Raw genomic sequence first — 19,056 nt, forward strand, 5'->3', positions numbered from 1 at the left:
GCTTCGACTTGCTACGCGACGCCATGAGCGTACCGACATGGATGCAGAACGTGAACGTCTTACCTTCGTCGCCGATCCGACAGCGTCCTGCCCCCAGCCATCCCTCGGCCTTCGTCCGCACACCGTGTAGTGGGTGGGGCCTGCCCGGTCAAGGTGGAGCACCCTACGGCTGAACGACCTTGACCGGGCAGGCACTGCCCGCTCGGCTCTGCCCGGACGGAGGCTGTCGGGATGGCACTTACCATCCCGGAGTGCCTGAGCACCCCACCGGAGGCACGCCCTGGTCGTCACCTTCACATTGAAGCCCCGGATCTGCCAACACCCATGGCGACCCGGGGCTTCGTCGTATGTCGCGCCGCCGGCGGGCTGGAACCGACTCGCTGGCGGCCGAAGGCCAGAGGCCCGGCGGCGGGCCACCAGCCCGGCCCAGGTTCGGCGGTGCGAGCGGCCTGCGAAGCGGGCCGCCTTGATCACAAACGAACGGCGTGGTGTCCGGTCTCAGGACCTGCGTGACGGATCGGTATCAGGACCTGGCTGACACCCCCCTGTAGAACGCCGCCACTCGACCCAGGCCATGGCAGCACATCCGCATCCACCAGAGCCCGCAGCGTGGTACTGCTTCAAAGCGACAATGACGGCAGAAGCGGGCGAACCTATGGCGACCAGTAGGGCGGGCGGGCTGCTGCGGAGACCCGGGCAGCCGCAGCAGGCAACGTTCCTGGACTTGTTCTTCGACCTGGTGTTCGTCCTCGCGCTCTTCCGGCTCACGCAGGGGCTGCTGCAGAATCTGACGTGGATCGGCACCTTCCAGACGCTGGTGTTGCTGCTGGCCCTGTGGTGGGTCTGGTCCCGCGTTGCGGGGACAACCGACAGGTTCGATCCGCAACGACCGCCGATACAGCTGCTGGTCATCGCGTCCATGCTTGGCGTCCTGGTGATGGCCGCCGCGACGCCGGAGGCGTTCGGCAAGCGAGGCCTATTCTTCGCGGGCGCGTACGTCGCCATTCGGATTGGCGCCAGCGTCGTCCTCGTGCTCCTGCTGCGCGGCCACCAGGCGCAGCGCGCCTTCCTGCGGCAATTCTTCTGGTACGGCGTGTCCGCCGTGCCATGGATCGCGGGAGCCATCGCGCACGATACGGCGCGTCTGGCGCTGTGGACGCTGGCGGTGGCCATCGACTACACGGCGACCGCACTCCGCTTGCCCACACCGGGGTTGGGTCGCCTTGCGCGATCGGAGCTTGCGATCCTGGGCGAGCACTTGGCCGAGCGCTTCCGGCAGTTCTTCATCATTGCGCTCGGCGAGTTGATCCTGGTCACGGGTCTGGCGTTCGGCACCACTGGCTTCGGGGCCGAGCACAGCGTTGCAGCCTTGGTGTATTTCACTACCACCGTGCTGTTGTGGCGAATCTATATCTACCGCGCTGGGCAGCTGCTGTCGGAAGCCATCGCGGCCGCCCCCGATCCGCTCCGCCTCAGCATCTCGGCAACCTACTCCCACCCGATCATGGTGGCCGGCATCGTCATCACCGCCAACTGCGTCGATCACGTCCTCGCCCACCCGTTCGGACACGCAGAGCCGATCTGGATCGCCATGATCCTCGGCGGGCCCGCGCTGTTCCTGGCCGGGCGCGGCATCTTCGAGTACGCGGTCTTCGCCCGCGTGTCCCGCAACCGGCTGATCGGTGTCCTGGTCCTCGCCGCCATCTCACCGGCGATGATCCGGACGCCGCCGCTGGTGATCGCCATCGCCGCTGCTCTCGTCCTGGCCGCGATCGCCCTATCCGATACAGCCCGCGCCCGAGGACACCCACCCGAACCGCCGTCACCGCCCCGCTAGCCGGAAGTGTCACCCACGTTCCGAGACTCCTCTGTCACGAACGTCCTGAGACCTGACTGGGTGTTTTGATCGTTCCCGCTACGTATTGCTGCTTTCGTGGGCCTGGTTGGCGAGGCGTCGGCAGGGCCGAATTATCACCACTGGGATCAGGTTCACCTGATTTATGCCGATGCGAGATGCCCTGCTTTGATCCGCGGATCGTGTCTGGTTCACAAAGTTCGGAAATCAGCGGGCCTCAAGTGCGATCCAGTCTGACGTCCTTAGTAGACAGGGTGTATGGCCGAACGACCTGCCTACCCTTCCGACCTTTCCGACGCCCGCTGGGCACTGATTGCACCACGACTGGACGCCTGGCGCCAGGCTCGCACTGATGCTGGCGTCGGAGGACGCAAACCCACCTACGACCTGCGAGAGATCTTCGACGCGATCCTCTACGTCAACCGCACCGGCATCACGTGGCGCTATCTGCCGCATGACTTCCCGCCCTGGCAGACCGTCTACGGCTACTTCACCGCCTGGACAGGCGATGGCATCTTCACCCAGCTCAACTACGAGCTCACCGGCCTGGCTCGCGCCAAGGCTGGACGCGCCGCTCAGCCCTCGGCCGGCGTGATCGACACCCAGAGCGTGAAAACCTCCACCAACGCGCCACTGGCCAGCCAGGGCATCGACGCCGGCAAGAAGATCGTCGGACGCAAGCGCGGCATCGTCACCGACACCCTCGGTCTGCTCCTCGCCGTCATCGTCACCGCGACCAGCGCCAGCGCCAGCGACAACGCGATCGGCATCGACCTCCTCGACCAGGCCAAAGCCGCGCATCCCGCCCTGGCCAAGACCTGAGTCGACGCCGGCTTCAAGAACAAGGTCATCGAACACGGCGCCACCCTCGGCATCGACGTCGAGGTCGTCGCCAAAGACCCGCACATCAAAGGATTCTCAGTGGTCAAACGCCGATGGGTCATCGAACGCACCCTCGGCTTGGATCATGCTGCACCGGCGCCTCGCCCGTGACTACGAAGCCCTACCCGACAACTCTGCCAGCATGATCCGCCTCGCGATGATCGACAACCTCACCAAACGGGTCCCCGACGAAACCACCCCAACCTGGCGAGACACCTCAAGATCACATCACTCGCAAAATACGTGAATCAGACGCCCTCTAAGACCGCTGCCGCGCCGACCAGCTGGCAGAACCCTGCCCGGCACACCGCGGACCCGGCGCAGTGCCGGCGACGGGTCGAAAGGGCCACGCGCCGCGCCGCCCACGCGTCGGTTTCCTGCACACCGACTGCCCGACACGCAGATCCGTGCTGGCGGGCTTGACGTCGTCCACCTCGCCGCGAAACCGAGTGCCGGAGCACGCCACGCGCGCCCCGGCACCGGTCGGGAGCCGGCCGGCACCGGCTCGCCGTCATCTCCTCACAGGTGGGCTCGCAGGTAGGTGCCGGCCGCAAGCAACTGGGTGCGTGCCTGCTCGTCGGCGACGGTACGGGCGAACGTCGCGAACCGGTCGAGTGCGGCTTCGGCCGGCGGCTTCTGCCCGGCCTTCGCCATGCGCTCGGCCACCTTGAGCTGGCTCTTCAGGGCAGCCTCCCGGTGGGGCAGGATCAGCCCCTCCGCGCGGTACCGGTCGATGAGTGCCTCGGTGTTCGCAAACGTCGCGAACACCTCGAACGACGCCGTCGACTCGACTTCATTGCCCGCCTTGTCGGTCGCGACCGCGGTTACCTGGTGGGTGCCGGCGGTCGGCGCGACCGCCGCCGTGACCGGTTCGCCGTCGAGCCGTACGACGACAGACGCGACGCCAGATGCTGGGTCCTTCGCCGATGCGGAGATCGGCAACATCTTGCCCAGCTGGTAGGAGCCGCCGTCCGTCACCCCGTCGAACGACACCACGGGTGCCGTCGAGTCGACCCGCAGCGTCACGGCTGACTCCGGCGAGGTGTTGCCCGCCTCGTCGACGGCCCGGAACCGCAGCTCGTGCGTGCCGTCCGCGGTCACCTTCACCGGTTCCCGGTAGTCGGCCCACTCGCCGTCGCCGACGGCGTAGGAGATGCCGACCGGGCCGGTGCGGTTGTCCGTCCCGGTGGCCGACACGGTGACCGGCGAGACGTACCAGCCGTCCTCGCCGTTCGGCGCGGCCGGGTCGACCGTCACCGACACCGTTGGCGGCGTGGTGTCGACCACCCGGAAGTAGTCGAACGCCACCGTCACCGGCGACACCTGCTCCGGGCCGAGCGCGAGCAGACCGACCGACGTCATCGCGGCGTCGTTGGTCACCGGGTCACCCAGCGAGGTCCAGTTGACCCCGCCGTCGCTGATCTCGGCCGAGTAGGCGTTCCCGGTCCGCTTCAGCCGCAGGTCGTACCAGCCGCTCTCGGTCGCCTCGGCGACGTCGATCGACAGGTTGCCGCCGTTGCCGAACTCCCCGTTGCGCTCGGAGACCAGTTCGGCCCGTAGATCGGTCGGCGAGCCACTGGCGTTCGTCGCCACCACGTCGAACTTCACGTAGTTGTCGTCATCGGCATACACCAGGAACCCGGCCAGCTGCCAACGGTGCAGCATCGTCGGCGTCAACCGGGTCTGGATCGTCCAGTCGCCATCGGGCAGGTCCTGGAGGATGAAGTTGCGCGGCGCTTGCGTGTTGCCGCCGTTGATGTCGCCCGACTGCGTCTCGATGCGCAGCTGGCCGTCGGTCACCGCGGCCTTTGACGAGTCGTAGCGCACCACGGCGTCCCACCGGCAGCCGTCGAGCGCGTCGCCGTCGAACTCGTCGGTCGGCCCGCGCACGCCGTCGTCGGTCGAGTCGGGTGTGACGGTGAAGTGGTCGAACACCGCGTCGACCGCGGTGGCCGCCGTGTCGCCGGCGGCCATCAGGCCGATCGTGGCGCTCGGAATCACCGTAGCTTCGCCGGCCATCGCGGTCCAGGTGCTGCCGTCGGTCGAGTACGCGGCGGTCAGCTTCGACCCGTCGCTGACCAACCGCAGGTGGACGGCCTCCGGGAAGTCGGCGGGCACCTCCACGGTGGCATGCCATCTGCGGGTGCCTGCCGATTCCGTCTGGAACTCGAGGATCCGACCGCCGGACGAGTTACGGGTGAAAGCCACCTTCACGTAGTCGTTGTCGCTGCCGTGCATCAGCAACCCGGCGCGCTGCCACTCCCGGCTGTGTTCGATCGCCACCTTCGTCTCGACCGTCCAGGCACCGGCCCGTGCCGGCTGGCCGACGTAGCTGATCGGGCCGGTCGTATCCTCGTTGATGTCACCGTTGGTCACCGGCAGCGCCAGGGCTCCCTCCGCTACCCGCACCGGCATGTTCGGCGCGTTGCGCACCACCGTCCAGCGGGTGGTGGCGAGCGCCGTGCCGTCGAAGGTGTCCGAGCCCTTGACGACGCACCCCGGTCCCGGCTCGGGCTCGGGATCCGGCCCGGGATGAATCACCTCGTCCACCAGGCTGAACCCGGAGAACTCCGCCTCGCTGGTGGCCGACATGCTGTGTGCGGTCACCGCGAGCCCGATGTCCTGCGGGCTCACCGCGCCGGGCAGCGTCACCGGGTCGCCGACCCCGGTGAAGGTCACGCCGTCCTTGCTCCAGTAGCCGTAGTACTGGTTGCCGTCGCGCACGATCCGCACCCATGCCGGGTAGTTCGTGGTGCTGACGCCGGTGCTGGCGTCAAGCTGCCCGTTGCCGTCGGTGTCGCGCAGCCACTCGAAGCCGAGTCCGGCCCGCATCGTCATCGCCGCGTAGCCGGGCGAGGTGCCGGGCTGGGTGACGTCGTTGCGGACGATGAGCCCGGCCTTGGCGGAGGGGTTGGAGTTGGTCTGCCGTTCGATCTTCACCGTGGCGGTCCACTGGTTGCCGGCGGCGGCCGGGAGGTACACCGAGCCGTACTGGTCGGTGCCCTGCCACATGTTCCCGCCGCCGGAGTTGATCACCCAGGTGTCGGTGTCCGGCCGGTCGTACGTGGCGTTGGTGTTGCTGAAGGTCTGCCAGTCGCCGTACAGGTCGCCGACCTCCACCTCGACGATGCGGGAGGTGCTGCTGGTGCCCATGTCGTTGGTGGCGACCGCGGTCAGCCGGTAGCGCTGCTCGGTCGTGGCATTCCAGGTGAGCGCGTACGGCGCCGTGGTGTCGGTGCCGATCGAGGTGTCGCCGGCGAAGAACTCGACCTTCGTGATCGTGTTCTCCGCGTCGCTCGCGTCGGCGGTGACCTGGATCGCCCCAGGCTCCAGTTCGTCATCCGGAGTCGGGGCGGTCACCGTGACCTTCGGCTTGCTCGTCGGTGAGACGCCCTTGCCGTCGGCCTCGATGAAGTTCAGCCGCCGCTCCCCCGCGCCGGGGAACACCGCGTACAGGACGAACGTCTCGCCCGGGTCGGTGACGGCGACCGGTACGTCCACGTAGCCGCCGGCGGTGGTCGCCGGCACCTGGGCGGCGCCAAGAAGGGCGCCGTCGGGTGCGCCGCGGCGCAGCTCGACGGTGCCCGCGCCGGCCGCGCTGACGCGCAGGACCAGCTTGTCGACGCCGCGCAGGTTCACCGGGTCGTACGACGCCCAGGCACCGTTCTGGCCGGTGATGGCGTTGGCGTGGCCCTCCACGTCCCGCGACGGCGCCACGGTGACGCCCTGGGAGGCCTCGAAGAACTCCGCCTCCCGCTGCTTCGAGAAGAGCAGGGTGGTGTCCGACCCGGTGAGCGGCGGGATGCCGCCGGGGCCGCCGGAGTCGGTGTAGCGGCCGTCGAGGGCGTAGAAGACGTTCATGTCGTCGCTGTGCCCGCCGCCCAGCGAGGCGGCCACCGTGCCGGTCCGCCCGTGCAGCGGTTCGGCGGGGTGGGCGTGCTCGTCGTGGCCGAGCGCCGGTTGGATGACCACGTCGGCGTCGTCGATCTGGGTGTCCTCGGCGTCGGTGACCTTCAGGTTCCAGCTGATCTCATCACCGAAGTCGAAGAACGCGCCGGTCGGCGGCAGCTCGAAACGCACCTCGGGCCGCTTATTGCCGGCCGTGATCGGCACCGTCGTGGTGCCGGTCTTGCCGTGCGGGTCGGTCACCGTGAGCCGCGGGTTGTAGACGCCGTTGTCGGTGTACGTGTGGGTCGGCGCCCGGTCAGTCGAGTCGACCGTGCCGTTGCCGTCGAAGTCCCACGCGTACGTCAGCGGCTCACCCTCCGGGTCGGACGACGGCCCACCGTCAAAGCGCACCTCAATTGGCGCGGGCCCGGAGTCCGGCGTGGCCGTGACCTTCGCCTCGGGCGAGCGCGAGCCGGAGATGTAGTCGATGCGGTACAGGCCCGAGTTGGGGTTGTCGCGGCCGAAGCCGCCACCCCAGTCGAGCACGTACAGGGAGCCCTCGGGGCCGAACTTCGAGTCGATCGGCGCGAGGAACTGCTCCTGCGGCAGGAACGGGTTGACCTTCTCCACGTTCCCGTTGTCGGTCGGGATGATCGAGTACATCTTGTTGCGAGACCACTCGTAGAAGAACGGCTTGCCGTCGTAGTACGCCGGGAACTTCGTGTCCGACTCCAGCTCCGGGTCGTACTGGTAGAACGGCCCGCCCATCGGCGCGAGGCCACCGCCCTGCGGGATGACCGACGGCACCGAGGACCGCTGGTAGCCGTACCACATCTTGGCCGGCTTCGCCGCCGGCAACTGCGCGAGGCCGGTGTTGCGGATCGAGTCGTTGACCGGGTTGGCGCAGTCGAAGTACGCGCCCACCGTGACCGGGTTGGTGCGGTAGTCGACGTCCCGGAACGGTTCGTTGTTGCCCATGCACAGCGGCCAGCCGTAGAAGCCGGGCTCGGTGATGAGGTTCCACTCGGCGATGCCCGCGGGACCGCGGTCGGGGTTGTCGCTGCCGTTGTCCGGTGAGTAGTCGGCCATGCCCAGGGCACCGGTCTGCGGGTCGATCGAGAATCGGAATGGGTTGCGGAAGCCCATCGCGTAGATCTCCAGGCGAGTCTTCTCGGTGCCCGGCGGGAACATGTTGCCCTCGGGGATGGTGTAGGTGCCGTCCGGCTCCGGGTGGATCCGCAGGATCTTGCCGCGCAGGTCGTTGGTGTTGGCCGAGGTTTCCCGCGCGTCGTGGAAGGTGCCGTCCCGCTCAGACAGGGGCGCGTAGCCGCCGGACGGCTCGGAGTGCGGGTTCACGTCGTCGCCCACGCCGAGGTACAGGTTGCCGTCGAGGCCGAAGTCCAAGCCGCCGCCGGTGTGCCCTGGCTCGTCGGGCAGCCGTCGCGCGGGCACCTCCAGCAGCACCTTCTCGCTGGCCCGGTCGATTTGGGAGCCCTCGCCGACGGTCAGCCGGGACAGCCGGTTGACGAAGTTGGCCGGGTTCGTGTCGTCGCTACTTGCCGGCGAGTAGTAGATGTAGAGATGGCCGTTTTCCGCGAAGTTCGGGTCGAGCGCGATGCCCAGCAGGCCGTCTTCGCCGCCGGAGTACACCGGGATGGTGATGGCGGTCGACGTGGTCCGGGTACGCGGGTCGTATACCCGAATCTCGCCGCGGACGAGCTCGGTGTAGAACGCCCGGCCGTCCGGCGCGACGTCCATGGCGTACGGGGCGCTGGTGTTCTGGTCCAGCGGCACGCGCTCAAACTTGTCCCACGTCGTCCCGCCGCAGTCACCCTGAACCGTGCCGGCCGCCCACTTCACACCGCCGGTGATGTGCTGCACGAGCTGCGCCTCGCCGGTGTAGTGCGCGCCGAAGTGGCCCATGCCGGTCATCCAGGCGCGGCCGCCGTCGTACGGCTTGCACCAGGAGATCGGGTGGTCGTAGCCCATGGCGTTGCCGCCCGGGTCGTACGTTGTCTCGTCCATCGTGGCGAGCACGTGTGCATCGCCGCGGACGTTGAGCGCGTAGTTGTACCACTCGTCGGCGCGCTGCCAGCGCTGCGGCAGGTGACTGGTCGACGGGTGGGCGTGGTCCTCGACGCGGACGGTGCCTGGCAGGCCGGGGCTGCTGCCGGTGGCGGCGTGGCCGGGCATCAGCGTGCCGATCATGCTGTCCCACCACGCGTAGTTCCCGCGCATGTCGGTCGCGTTATGGATGGAGACGATGCCGTGGCCGGCCTGCATGTACCGCTCCATGGCCGCCTTCTGGTCGGCGGTCCACGGGTCTCCGGAGGCCTGGAACATCACCAGAGCGTCGAAGTGCGCGAGGTCCTCGTCGTTGAAGATCGACGAGTCCTCGGTGTGCTCGGAGGTGATGCCGGCGTCGGCGAAGGCGGCCTGCAGGACGGGAACGCCCTGCTCGATCGCCTCGGTGTGCCGGAACTGGGTGGTCTTGGTGAAGATCAGCACGTGGGCATCGCCGTGGGCGCCCGGGTGGGCAGCCGCCGGCGCCGGGTTGATCATGGACATCGCGAGCGCGGCGGCGATCGACATCGCGAGTAGCCGTCCCCATCGGGGACGCCGGGTCACGTTCATGGGGTGCGGAACCTCCTGGGACGCGCGAGGAACTGATGCTGTCGTGACCAGGCGGCGTGCCGGCGCCGTCGGGCTGTACGGAGCGCGGGTTTGTCGGATCTACGGCATCACCGCCCGCAGGAACGTCAGGCCGTCCACGGCGATCGCGTCCTGGCTGTCGGCGAGCGGTCGCCAGATGGAGGCGGCGGTGGCGATCGTTGCGTTCTCCGCGGTGAACGACTCGATGCACAGCGGGCCGGTGTAGCCGGTCTCGTCGATCGCGGCGATGATGGCCGGCCAGTCCAGGTGGTCGGTGCCGGGTGTGCCCCGGTCGTTGCCGCAGACCTGGACATGTGCCACTCGGCCGGCGGCCGCGCGGATCGCCGCCCGGATGTCGGTCTCCTCGATGTTCTGGTGGTAGAGGTCGAGCGCGACCCCGCAGTGCGGCAGGTCGCCGATCGCCTCGACGGTCTGGCCGACGGTGTTGAGCAAGCTTGTCTCGTAGCGGTTGAGCGGCTCGACGCCCACCGTGACCCCGGCCGCACCGGCGTGCACGACGACCGGGGCGAGGTTCTCCCGCAGCTGAGCGTAGGCCGCGGCCCGCTCGGCCGGGGACAGCCGCCAGGTGCGGCCGACCGACGTGTACGCCGGTCCGGCGATCACCGGTGAGCCGACCGTCGCGGCGACGTCCACCACCGTGCGCAAGTAGTCCTGGGTGGACCGGACGGTGGCCTCGTCCGCCGCGACGAGTTCACGGCCGGGTGGCATGACGAGGCAGACGGTGGCACCGAGGCCGTGGTCGGCGAGCACCTGGGCGGCCTGCTTCGGGTCCCAGTCCCCCGGGTTCTCGACGGGGAGTTCGAGCACGTCGAAGCCCCACCCCGCGACCTTGGCCGCGAGGGCGGCCAAGGCCGCGTCGGTCAGCGGCGAGGTCCACACCCAGGTGTTGACCCCGAGCGGACGTCCGGTCACTTCCACGGCCCTGGGTAGCCCGGCATACCCTCGCAGCCGCACATCGCGTAGTGCAGCGGCGGCATGTCCTGCTTGACGTACTCCCGGACGTTGTCGCTGGTGATCCGCGGCTGCGGCAGCACCCACTCCTTCGGCACCTGCTCGCCCTTGAGGATCTTCACGGCGGCGACGACGGGGGTACGCCACTGGTAGGTGGGGTAGGTCGGCGCGATCGCGTTCAGGCCCTCGTCGACCCAGAGCCGCAGGAAGTCCTGCTGGTCCTCACCGACGATGGCGGGCACGTCGACGCCGGCGTCCTGGAACGCCTCGGCCGCGGCGACGGCAGTCGCGCCGGCGTCCATCCACACACCGTCGATCTTCCCTTCACGCTGGATGTAGTCGGACACGATGCTCTTGGTCTTGGCTGCGTCACCGTCGGTGAACTCCACCCCGACCACGTCGAGTTCGGTGCCACCGAAGATCTCGTTGGCGGCCGCCCACCGCTGCTCGAGCACGTCCACGCCGGGCAGGATGCGCAGGGCGAGGATCTTGCCGCCGGGCTTGACCTTCTCCTTGAGAAACTCGGCGCCGTCGGCGCCGAAGGCGAACCCGCCGATGGGATGGATGAAGGTGACCGGGCAGGTGGTGTTGACGCCCCGGTCGAACACGATCACGGGTACGCCGGTGCCGCACGCCTGCTCGACGGCGGGCGTCAGGGTGGCGGTGGTGTTCGGCGAGATGATGATCGCGGAGCAGTTGCGACCGGACAGCGACTGAATGTCGCTGACCTGCTTGTCGTCCTTGGCCTCCGCGTCCAACACGACGAAGTCGGTGATCTCCGGGTGCAGCTTCACCTCCTGCTGCATGGTCTTGAAGCCCACCTGCCGCCACGGGTTGTTCACGGCGGCGTTGGAGAAGCAGAGGGTGTATTTCCCGCCCGGCTTGGCGAACTTCGCCGTGTCGGCCATCTGCGGCTCGAGCATCTGCTCCCACGGCTTGCCGTTCGGGCCCTGCGGTGTGGCGTTACGGAAGGCGAGCTGACGGTCGTACTCGGCCTGGTCGAAGAACTCCGACTTGGGGCTGTCGGAGCTGGGTGATCCGCCGCTCGAGGGCTCGTCGGGCAGATCGCTCGAACAGCCGGCGAGGGCGAGCATCCCCGCCGCGGCCACCAGGGCCCATCTTCTCGTCATTGTCTTCGATCTCCTTACCAGTCGAGGGGACGTCAGGAGGAAACGGGTTGCACGCTGTTTCGGTGTTTCGGCCACAGCCGCAGCCGTTGCCGCAGGCCACCGCCGAGAGCGGCGTACGCGACGGCGGCGATGATGATCACGCCCTGGACGGCCGACTCGAGGGCGCCGCTCACGCCGAGCAGGTTCAGCAGCGTGAAGAGCGCCTCCAGGGAGAGCGCGCCGGCGGCGGCCGCGACGACCGACCCGCGCCCGCCGCCGAGGAGTACGCCACCCAGCACGACCGCGGTGATCGCACGGAATTCCAGGCCCTCGCCGACCTGCGCCGAGACGCCGGCGAAGCCACCGAACAGGATCGCGGCGATCGCGGCGAGCAGGCCGGACAGGACGAACGCGAGCAACCGGAGCCGGTCGACCTGACCGCCGGAGAGCCGTACGGCGGCGTCGTTGTCGCCGACCGCCACCAACGCCCGGCCGGTGCCGCTGCGCATGAACAGCGCCGCGGCAACCAGAATGGCCAGCAGGATCAGCACCGACCAGGGGACCTCGCCGAGCACCGGAACGTCCAAGGCGCCCCGCCCGAACGTCCGGAAGCCTGTGGACAGCGCACCCCGGGGAGCGCCGCCGGTCCACAGGAAGGTCGCGCCGTCGAGCACGAGCAGCATGCCGAGGGTGACGATGAACGACGGCACCAGGAGCTTCGTCGTGACGAGCCCGTTGACCAGGCCGACCAACAGGCCGAACCCCAGCACGACGAGGATCACCCACGTCGTCGCGGACTCGCTGCCGTCGATGAGGCGGGCCGCGATGACCACCCCGGCGGTCACCAGGGCGCCGACCGACAGGTCGAACCCGCCGGAGACGATGACGAAGTACTGCCCGATCGCGAGGATCATCAGCGGCGCAGCCCGCTTGAGCAGCGCCAGGTAGCCGGCGGGCCCGTCGTAGGCCGGGCCGGCGATGGCCAGACCGACGAGCAGCAGGAGCAGGACGACGAGCACCGGCGCGGTGCCCTCGGCCAGGCGTGGACGCCAGGTCACGTGAACCTCCGGCGGGCGCGATCGGCCATCATGCGACGGGCGTAGAGCGCGACCGCGGTCACGAGGACGACACCGCGCACCACGTTCTTGAAGAACGGGTCGACCTCGAGGTCGTCGAAGATCGTGTCCAGGGTGGCCAGGATGAGGACGCCGCCGAGGGTGCCGACGACGCCGCCCCGGCCGCCGGCGAGCAGCGTTCCGCCGAGCACGACGGCGGCGATCGACTCCAGGTCGTAGCCGGCGTCGGTGCCGACGTACGGGGCGCCCGATCCGAGTCGACTGGCGAGGTAGATCCCGGTGAGGCCGGCGGCGACCGAGCACAGCACGTGCGCGGTGATGACGACCCGGCGGGTCGGCACTCCGGAGAGTCGGGCCACCTCCGTGTCACCACCGACGGCGTAGATGTGGTAGCCGGGACGGGTCCGCGTCAGGTACCACCAGGCGAGCGCGACCACGGCCAGCATGAGCAGCGCCGCGACCGGCACCGGCCCGATCCGGTCGTAGCCGAGGTGCTGGAAGCCGCGGGGAACGTCGCCGGCCGGGCCGGTGTAGGTGTTCTCGAGGTAGCCCCGCAGGATCAGCGCCACGCCGAGTGTGGCGATGAACGCGTTGGCCCTCAGGACCGTGATGATCAGACCGTTGACCAGACCGACGCCGGCGGCTACGGCGAGCGCGAGCAGCACGCCGGGCAGGACCATGCTCTCCCGCCCGGCCATCGTCTCCGCCGCGAGCAGCGAGGTGAGGCCGATCAGGTAGGCGACGGACAGATCGAGGGATCCGGTGAGGATCACCATTGTCTGGCCGACGGCGACGACGCCGAGCGCGGTGGCCCGGGTGAGGATGTTGAGGATGCCGGCTTGGTCGAGCAGGACCTCGCCCCGCAGCCCGACGAGGACACTGCCGACGACGAGCAGCGTGACGAGCGCGAGGTAGACGATGACGACCGGGGTGAACCGCCGGCGCACCGCCGGCCTGACGGCGCTCTGCCGGGCCGGGGAGATGTTCTCCTGAAGCGTGCTCATGCCACCTCACCGACCCGGTGTCCGGTGGCGAGCGCCATCACCGCGCCCTCGCTCGCTCCGGCGGGCAGCTCACCGGCCGGCCCGCCGTCGTGCATGACGAGGATCCGGTCACTCATGCCGATCAGCTCGGGAAGCTCCGAGGAGATCATCAGCACGGCCACGCCCCGCCTCGCGAGATCGCGCAGCAACTCGTGCACGGCCCGCTTCGCGCCGACGTCGATGCCACGCGTCGGCTCGTCGACGACGAGCACCCCCGGATCGACGGCCAGCCACTTGGCGAGAACCACCTTCTGCTGGTTGCCGCCGGACAGGAAGCGCACCTCCTGGTGCTCGCCGCGGGCCACCACGGCCACCATGTCCAGCAGCCCCGGCAGGTCCGACCGGGCGCGCGACCGCGCGCCGCGCAGCGCGGCACGGCGCACCAGCAACGTGTTGTCCCGTACAGACTGGCGAAGCGCCAGCCCATCGCCCTTGCGGTCCTCGGTGACCAGCGCGATCCCGAGGCGTACGGCGGTGCGCGGCCGGGTCACCCGCCGCGGCGTACCGTCCACCTCCATCACCCCGCGCGTGAACGGCTCGACACCGAAAACCGCACGGGCGACAGCGGAGCGACCGGACCCCTGCAACCCCGCCAGCCCGACGATCTCCCCGGCGCGTACCTCGATGGTCAGGTCGCGGACCCGGTCGTTGCCGGCGCCGCGTAACGCGAGGCGCACCGGCCCGAGGTCGTCCGGGGTGGCCCGGTCCGGGTAGTACTCGCCCAGGTCGCGCCCCACCATGTGCCGGACGAGGTTCTCCGAGGTCAGCTCCCCCGTCGGGGCGCAGGTGACGAACCGGCCGTCCTTGAGCACGGTGATCCGGTCGGAGAGGTCGAAGACCTCGCGCATGCGATGCGAGACGTAGAGGATGGCGATGCCGCGCTCGCGCAGCCGGCGCACCAGGTCATAGAGCAGCGCGACCTCGTGATCGGCGAGCGCGGCGGTCGGCTCGTCCATGCCCAGCACCCGGGCGTTCGTCGACAACGCCTTGACGATCTCGACGACCTGCCGCTGGGCGACCGACAGCGACGACACCGCGTCATCCGGATCGATCCCGTCCTCGCCGAGCCAGTCCAGCAGCTCGCGGGTGTCGGCCACCATGCGCCGCCGGTCGACCTGCATCCTGCGCACGGGCTCGCGGCCGAGGTAGACGTTCTCGGCGACGCTGCGGTGCGGCAGCAGGGTGAACTCCTGGTGGATGATCGCGATGCCGGCCCGCTGCGCGTCGCTGGGGCCGGCGAAGGACACCGCTGCGCCGTCGACCTCGATGGTGCCGCCGTCCGGCCGATGCACCCCGGCCAGCACCTTGAGCAGCGTGGACTTGCCCGCGCCGTTCTCGCCCATCACCGCGTGCACCTCCCCGCCGCGCAGCTCCAGGTCCACGCCGTGCAGCACCGATACGCCGAGGAAGGACTTGTTGATCCCGGTCAACCGCACGTTCGTCGTGGCGCGGGCGGTCATGTCGGCACCTCGGTCCAGGCGCCGTCCGCAGCCGCGGAGGCCAGCACCGCATCGGTGATGCGGGTGGCGCGCAGACCGTCGGTGAACGTGGGCAGGCCGTCGGGAACGTCCTCGCCGCGCACCGCCCGGTAGGTGTCGGCGACGAACGCGTCGAAGCAGTCCTGGTAGCCCTGGGCGTGCCCGGCGGGCAGCCGGACGTAGCGGGCGGCGGAGGGGTGCAACGTCGCGGGATCACGCAGTAACGTCTGGCCGCCCGCACGCCGGCCGATCCACAGCCGCTCCGGATCCTCCTGGTCGAAGCCGAAACTCGCCTCGGTGCCGGAGAGCTCCAGGTGCAGCCGGTTCTTACGGCCCGCGGCGACCTGCGACACCACCAGCGTGCCCAGCGTGCCCGCGGCGGTGGTGAACTGCACGGCGGCAAGGTCCTCGGTCGGGGCGCCGGCGTGGCGTGCGCGCTCGTGCACGACGGCGGTGCGGGCGGACAGGCGGGCGATCCGATCGCCGGCCACGAATTCGAACAGGTCGCACCAGTGCGAGCCGATGTCCGCGAACGCCCGCGACGGCCCGCCGAGCGCCGCGTCGATCCGCCAGTCGTCGTCGGATGGGCGGGACAGCCAGTCCTGCAGGTAGCTGCCGGTGACGCTGGCGAGGTGGCCGGCCTCACCGGCGGCAAGCCGCGCCCGCAACTCACGCACCAACGGGTGGAAGCGGTAGACGAACGGCACCGTGGCAACCCGAGCTCCGGCCGCCTGCACCAGCGCTGCGGCCTCTACGCTCCCGGTGGCGAGCGGTTTCTCGCAGACGACGTGCACGCCGGCGGAGAGCGCGGCGGCGACGACGAGGGCGTGCGACGCGTTGGGCGTACACACGTGGAGCACGTCGATCTGGGCATTGTCGAGCAGGGTCGCCAGGTCCGGATAGCCCTCGTCGGCGCCGACGGCGCGAGCCGCGGCGGCGGCGCCGTCGGAGCGTGACGCCACTGCGGCGACGACACGTGCCCCGGCACGCCGGGCCGCCTCCGCGTGCACCTGCCCCATGAATCCGGCGCCGACAACCGCCACGCGCACTGTCTGCTGATTGGATTCGAGCTCATCGGGTGTCGCTGCCAGGTCGGCCATAGACATGCGTCGACCGTAGCGACGACTTTTGCACTAGTCAACCAAAAGTCACGCCACCATTGCGGATAGTTAGACGGTTGATGACGAAAGCCCGGACCGACGGAGCACCACGTGGTTGAGGATGGACCGGGCCCGGGCCCAACGCCCTTGCCCCCACGCAGCTCGCGACGAGTTGGAAGCTGCCGGCGGCGCCGACTACCGCTACCGCGTCGCCGTGGAAGGCAACGACCGCGCCGCATCGACGTCGCCATCTCCTCCCGCCAGGCCCATCACCCGCATCAGCTCATGGCGGTTCTGACCCGAGCCCACCGGCGATCCGGTCTTCGGCCACGATCTACTTCAAGCACAGAGGGGTCTGTGGATATCTAACGGCCCTGTCTCACATTCGGTGGTGACGGGGGGCGAGGTCGACCACAAGTCCATGATCGTCGTTCATGGCGACCTACAGCTCACGCCCAGATGACCCCCGTCAGCCCGGCTGGGCCGCATTGACGGACATCACCCGCCCAGGCTCGGACCGAGCACCCCCGGGCCTGCCCGGGTGCGCAAGCTCCTCAGAACCGGTCCCGGGTTCCGAGGAGGGAGTTGTGTGCGGCGCGGCGCCACGGCGCGAGTTCAGTGTCGATCTCGGCCCAACGGATGTCATCGACGCAGAGAGCTCCGTCGACGCCAGGCAGGGCCTCGATCAGCCGCATCCGCTGGTCTTCGCCCGGGTGGGTACTCCACAGGTCGGTGGTTCGCCGGCTGAGCTGACGGGCCAGCGGCAGGTGGGCGGCCACGCGTTCCCGGGCTTCGGCAGCCATCGCCTCCAACTCTTCACCGTCGATGCGCGGCGCCAGATGCCACAAGTCCTGCCAGATCCGGCCGGCGAGCAGGACCGTCTCGGAGGATCGGAGGAAGGGCGCGCTGCCAGCGACCCGGCGGGCGACCAGATCGGCCCGGTACTCGGCGCGGCGGCTGTCGGGCATCGCCACGCTGTCGACGAGCAGCTGCGCGGTCGCGCCGGCGACATTGGCCAGAGCGACGATTCCATGCACGATCATCCCGAGCAGGACGACCGTCCCCCTCCCCTGCTCGGCCAGCGAGTCAGCCGCGCGAACGGCCCGCCGCCAGGGATTTCGCCCACCGGTGGCCGCTACTGCCCGGGTGCCGAAAGTCCTCGCCAGGAGCGTCCTCCGTACCCGAAGTGGATCGCCGTTGGCGAGGTGACCCAGTTCGTGGGCCAGAAGCGAAGCCCGAGCCGGCCGCGGCAGCATCACCCACAGGGGGATCCCGATGACGAGCACCGACCGCTGGCGCCAACCCAGCCGGGCGACACCAGCGTTGAGGCTCAGGTCTGCACAGATCACGTCCGGAACCGGTGTCCCGGCGGCATCGGCGACCTCCCGCACCAGACGGTGCAACTGCGGGGCCTCGCGCTCGGTGATCACGCCATACTTGGGCACCCGCCCGAACGACGGCTTGACCAGCAGCAGGACGAGCACAGCGGGGATCGCCAGGGCCAGCCGGACCCCCGGCGGCAGGCCGCTGGCCACGACGAGCCAGACCAGGTAGCCCACCGCCGCCACCCCCAGCAGGGCCAGCACCACGGAGACCGCCAACAGCCAGACCTCACCCGACGACGTCCCAACGGGGCGGGCCTCCGGGTCGGCCAGCAACTGCTCATGCGTCGCCCGATCGATTTCCAGCCCCCGCCGGAACCCCCACCGACCGATCATCCTGGTGCCGCGCCAGGGAGCCAGGGCCGGGTCGTACACGTCCAGGTTCCACCGACAGGCAGGGCACCAGGAGAGCGCCCTCGCCTCCAGCAGGATCAGGTCGTGGGCACAGGCCGGACATCTGCTTGGCGTCGTCGTCTTCGTCGGCACGAGGGTGGAGTGTAGATCTCAGTGACAGGCGTGCGTGCCCGGGCTCGGGCGCCCCTGAGCGCTCGTTAGCTGTAGGGATCCTTTGATGACGCAGCTGATGAGTGGTTTGCCGCCGAGGGCAGAGTGGCCGAAGCCGGCCGCAATCGAGCAGGTCCTCGGCCCCACCGTCCACGGCGAACATCGAGCATCCGCTGGATCGCCATCGAGCCACAGCACAACGGCCGGTACGCGGTGATGGTCTACCTCAACTGGAACATCGACGGTGAGCACTTCGGCGATCTGCTGGAGTTCCCGCCGCTGGAAACCGTCGACGTTGACCCAGAGGTCGCCCAGTGCCTTGATCATGATCCGGTGCACGATGGGGGCTGTCTCGCTAACGGTGTTTCCGGCGATCTTGGTTAGTAGGTTTCAGCGGCTGGGAAGCGGTCGCTGAAGGTGGTGGCGAAGGGGTTCAACGCGGGTTTCCAGCGCATCGTCCATCGGGTTCTGCCGTCTCCGGTGGGGTCCAGGGACCGGGTCACCAGATACAGACACTTCAACGCGGCCTGCTCGTCGGGGAAGTGGCCGCGGGCCTTGACCGCCCGCCGGAAACGGGCGTTCAACGATTCGATCGCGTTCGTGGAGCAGATGACTTTGCGGATCTCCACGTCGTAGTGGAGGAAGGGGATGAATTCCGCCCAGGCATCGTCCCACAGGCGGATCACCGCCGCGCCGACGACCTCGCCGACGCGCCCGGCGCCTACTGGCCTGTGGAGAACAACGACGACCGATACATCGACTGGTCTGATTTTGAGTACGAGCGTGGTCGCCCGCGACGCAGGCCGGGCACTGCCCACATGCGCAGACGAATTGCGCGGTGACCCGGTCGCCGCGCCGCCAGCCGCGTACGCCGGCGTCGACCTCCGTGACGACGCCGGCGAACTCGTGGCCGGGCACGTGTGGCAGGCGGATGTCGGGATCGTGTCCCTGCCAGCCCTGCCAGTCACTGCGACACAACCCGGTCGCCTCGACGCGGATGACCGCGCCCCCAGACGGTGGGACAGGGTCCGGGACGTCCCGGACCTCGGGTCGGGCACCGAACTCGTCGAAGATCACTGCACGCATGAACCGCATCCTCACACGCCGACGCCATG

General features: G+C 69.4%; 10 protein-coding genes and 3 pseudogenes. 2 read left to right on the forward strand and 11 right to left on the reverse strand.

Going from position 1 to position 19,056, the window contains the following annotated elements:
• Positions 1-655 precede the first annotated feature (655 nt).
• Both KBX63_RS26960 and KBX63_RS26965 read left to right on the forward strand, forming a co-directional pair.
• Positions 656-1,837: a low temperature requirement protein A gene (locus KBX63_RS26960; RefSeq protein WP_210916107.1), complete on the forward strand. Its 1,182-nt coding sequence runs from the start codon at positions 656-658 to the stop codon at positions 1,835-1,837.
• A 276-nt stretch (positions 1,838-2,113) separates the two neighbouring features.
• Positions 2,114-2,984, forward strand: a pseudogene (locus KBX63_RS26965) (IS5 family transposase).
• A gap of 272 nt (positions 2,985-3,256) precedes the next feature.
• On the opposite strand, the gene KBX63_RS26970 reads toward KBX63_RS26965, so the two are convergent.
• The 11 genes and pseudogenes from KBX63_RS26970 to KBX63_RS27020 all read right to left on the reverse strand — a co-directional run.
• On the reverse strand, positions 3,257-9,259 hold the full coding sequence (locus tag KBX63_RS26970; protein WP_210916053.1) for a ThuA domain-containing protein: 6,003 nt from the start codon (positions 9,257-9,259) through the stop codon (positions 3,257-3,259).
• Positions 9,260-9,358: 99 nt separating this feature from the next.
• Complete coding sequence (locus tag KBX63_RS26975) at positions 9,359-10,210, reverse strand: sugar phosphate isomerase/epimerase (RefSeq protein ID WP_210916056.1); 852 nt, start codon at positions 10,208-10,210, stop codon at positions 9,359-9,361.
• The gene (locus KBX63_RS26980; protein ID WP_210916058.1) at positions 10,207-11,379 is read right to left on the reverse strand and encodes a substrate-binding domain-containing protein; all 1,173 of its coding nucleotides are present in this window, start codon (positions 11,377-11,379) and stop codon (positions 10,207-10,209) included. The genes KBX63_RS26975 and KBX63_RS26980 overlap by 4 nt, the downstream gene beginning before the upstream one ends.
• 32 nt (positions 11,380-11,411) lie before the next feature.
• Entirely contained in the window at positions 11,412-12,416 is a 1,005-nt protein-coding gene (locus KBX63_RS26985) for an ABC transporter permease (protein WP_210916061.1), read from the reverse strand.
• Positions 12,413-13,438 (reverse strand): ABC transporter permease, encoded by a 1,026-nt coding sequence (locus tag KBX63_RS26990; protein WP_210916064.1) that lies wholly within the window; start codon positions 13,436-13,438, stop codon positions 12,413-12,415. Before KBX63_RS26990 ends, KBX63_RS26985 begins: the two co-directional genes overlap by 4 nt.
• Positions 13,435-14,937: a sugar ABC transporter ATP-binding protein gene (locus KBX63_RS26995; RefSeq protein ID WP_210916067.1), complete on the reverse strand. Its 1,503-nt coding sequence runs from the start codon at positions 14,935-14,937 to the stop codon at positions 13,435-13,437. The genes KBX63_RS26990 and KBX63_RS26995 overlap by 4 nt, the downstream gene beginning before the upstream one ends.
• Positions 14,934-16,061, reverse strand: coding sequence for a Gfo/Idh/MocA family protein (locus tag KBX63_RS27000; protein WP_210916070.1), 1,128 nt, complete (start codon positions 16,059-16,061; stop codon positions 14,934-14,936). Before KBX63_RS27000 ends, KBX63_RS26995 begins: the two co-directional genes overlap by 4 nt.
• A 548-nt stretch (positions 16,062-16,609) precedes the next feature.
• Complete coding sequence (locus KBX63_RS27005) at positions 16,610-17,923, reverse strand: M48 family metallopeptidase (RefSeq protein ID WP_210916073.1); 1,314 nt, start codon at positions 17,921-17,923, stop codon at positions 16,610-16,612.
• An 18-nt stretch (positions 17,924-17,941) separates the two neighbouring features.
• A complete protein-coding gene (locus KBX63_RS27010; protein WP_210916074.1) occupies positions 17,942-18,268 on the reverse strand; it encodes a hypothetical protein in 327 nt (108 codons plus the stop codon).
• A 53-nt stretch (positions 18,269-18,321) separates the two neighbouring features.
• Positions 18,322-18,630: pseudogene (locus tag KBX63_RS27015) on the reverse strand (transposase); the annotation flags it as partial.
• A gap of 145 nt (positions 18,631-18,775) precedes the next feature.
• Positions 18,776-19,036, reverse strand: a pseudogene (locus KBX63_RS27020) (alcohol dehydrogenase catalytic domain-containing protein); the annotation flags it as partial.
• Positions 19,037-19,056 lie beyond the last annotated feature (20 nt).

The sequence above is a fragment of the Micromonospora sp. U21 genome (assembly GCF_018070045.1).
Lineage (GTDB): Bacteria > Actinomycetota > Actinomycetes > Mycobacteriales > Micromonosporaceae > Micromonospora.

What these genes read in the sequence shown, in the direction of transcription:
- KBX63_RS26960 (WP_210916107.1), top strand. Translation starts at nt 656, where the DNA reads ATGGCGACCAGTAGGGCGGGCGGGCTGCTGCGGAGACCCGGGCAGCCG.
- KBX63_RS27000 (WP_210916070.1), bottom strand. Translation starts at nt 16,061, where the DNA reads ATGTCTATGGCCGACCTGGCAGCGACACCCGATGAGCTCGAATCCAAT.
- KBX63_RS26990 (WP_210916064.1), bottom strand. Translation starts at nt 13,438, where the DNA reads ATGAGCACGCTTCAGGAGAACATCTCCCCGGCCCGGCAGAGCGCCGTC.
- KBX63_RS26995 (WP_210916067.1), bottom strand. Translation starts at nt 14,937, where the DNA reads ATGACCGCCCGCGCCACGACGAACGTGCGGTTGACCGGGATCAACAAG.
- KBX63_RS26980 (WP_210916058.1), bottom strand. Translation starts at nt 11,379, where the DNA reads ATGACGAGAAGATGGGCCCTGGTGGCCGCGGCGGGGATGCTCGCCCTC.
- KBX63_RS27010 (WP_210916074.1), bottom strand. Translation starts at nt 18,268, where the DNA reads ATGATCAAGGCACTGGGCGACCTCTGGGTCAACGTCGACGGTTTCCAG.
- KBX63_RS26970 (WP_210916053.1), bottom strand. Translation starts at nt 9,259, where the DNA reads ATGAACGTGACCCGGCGTCCCCGATGGGGACGGCTACTCGCGATGTCG.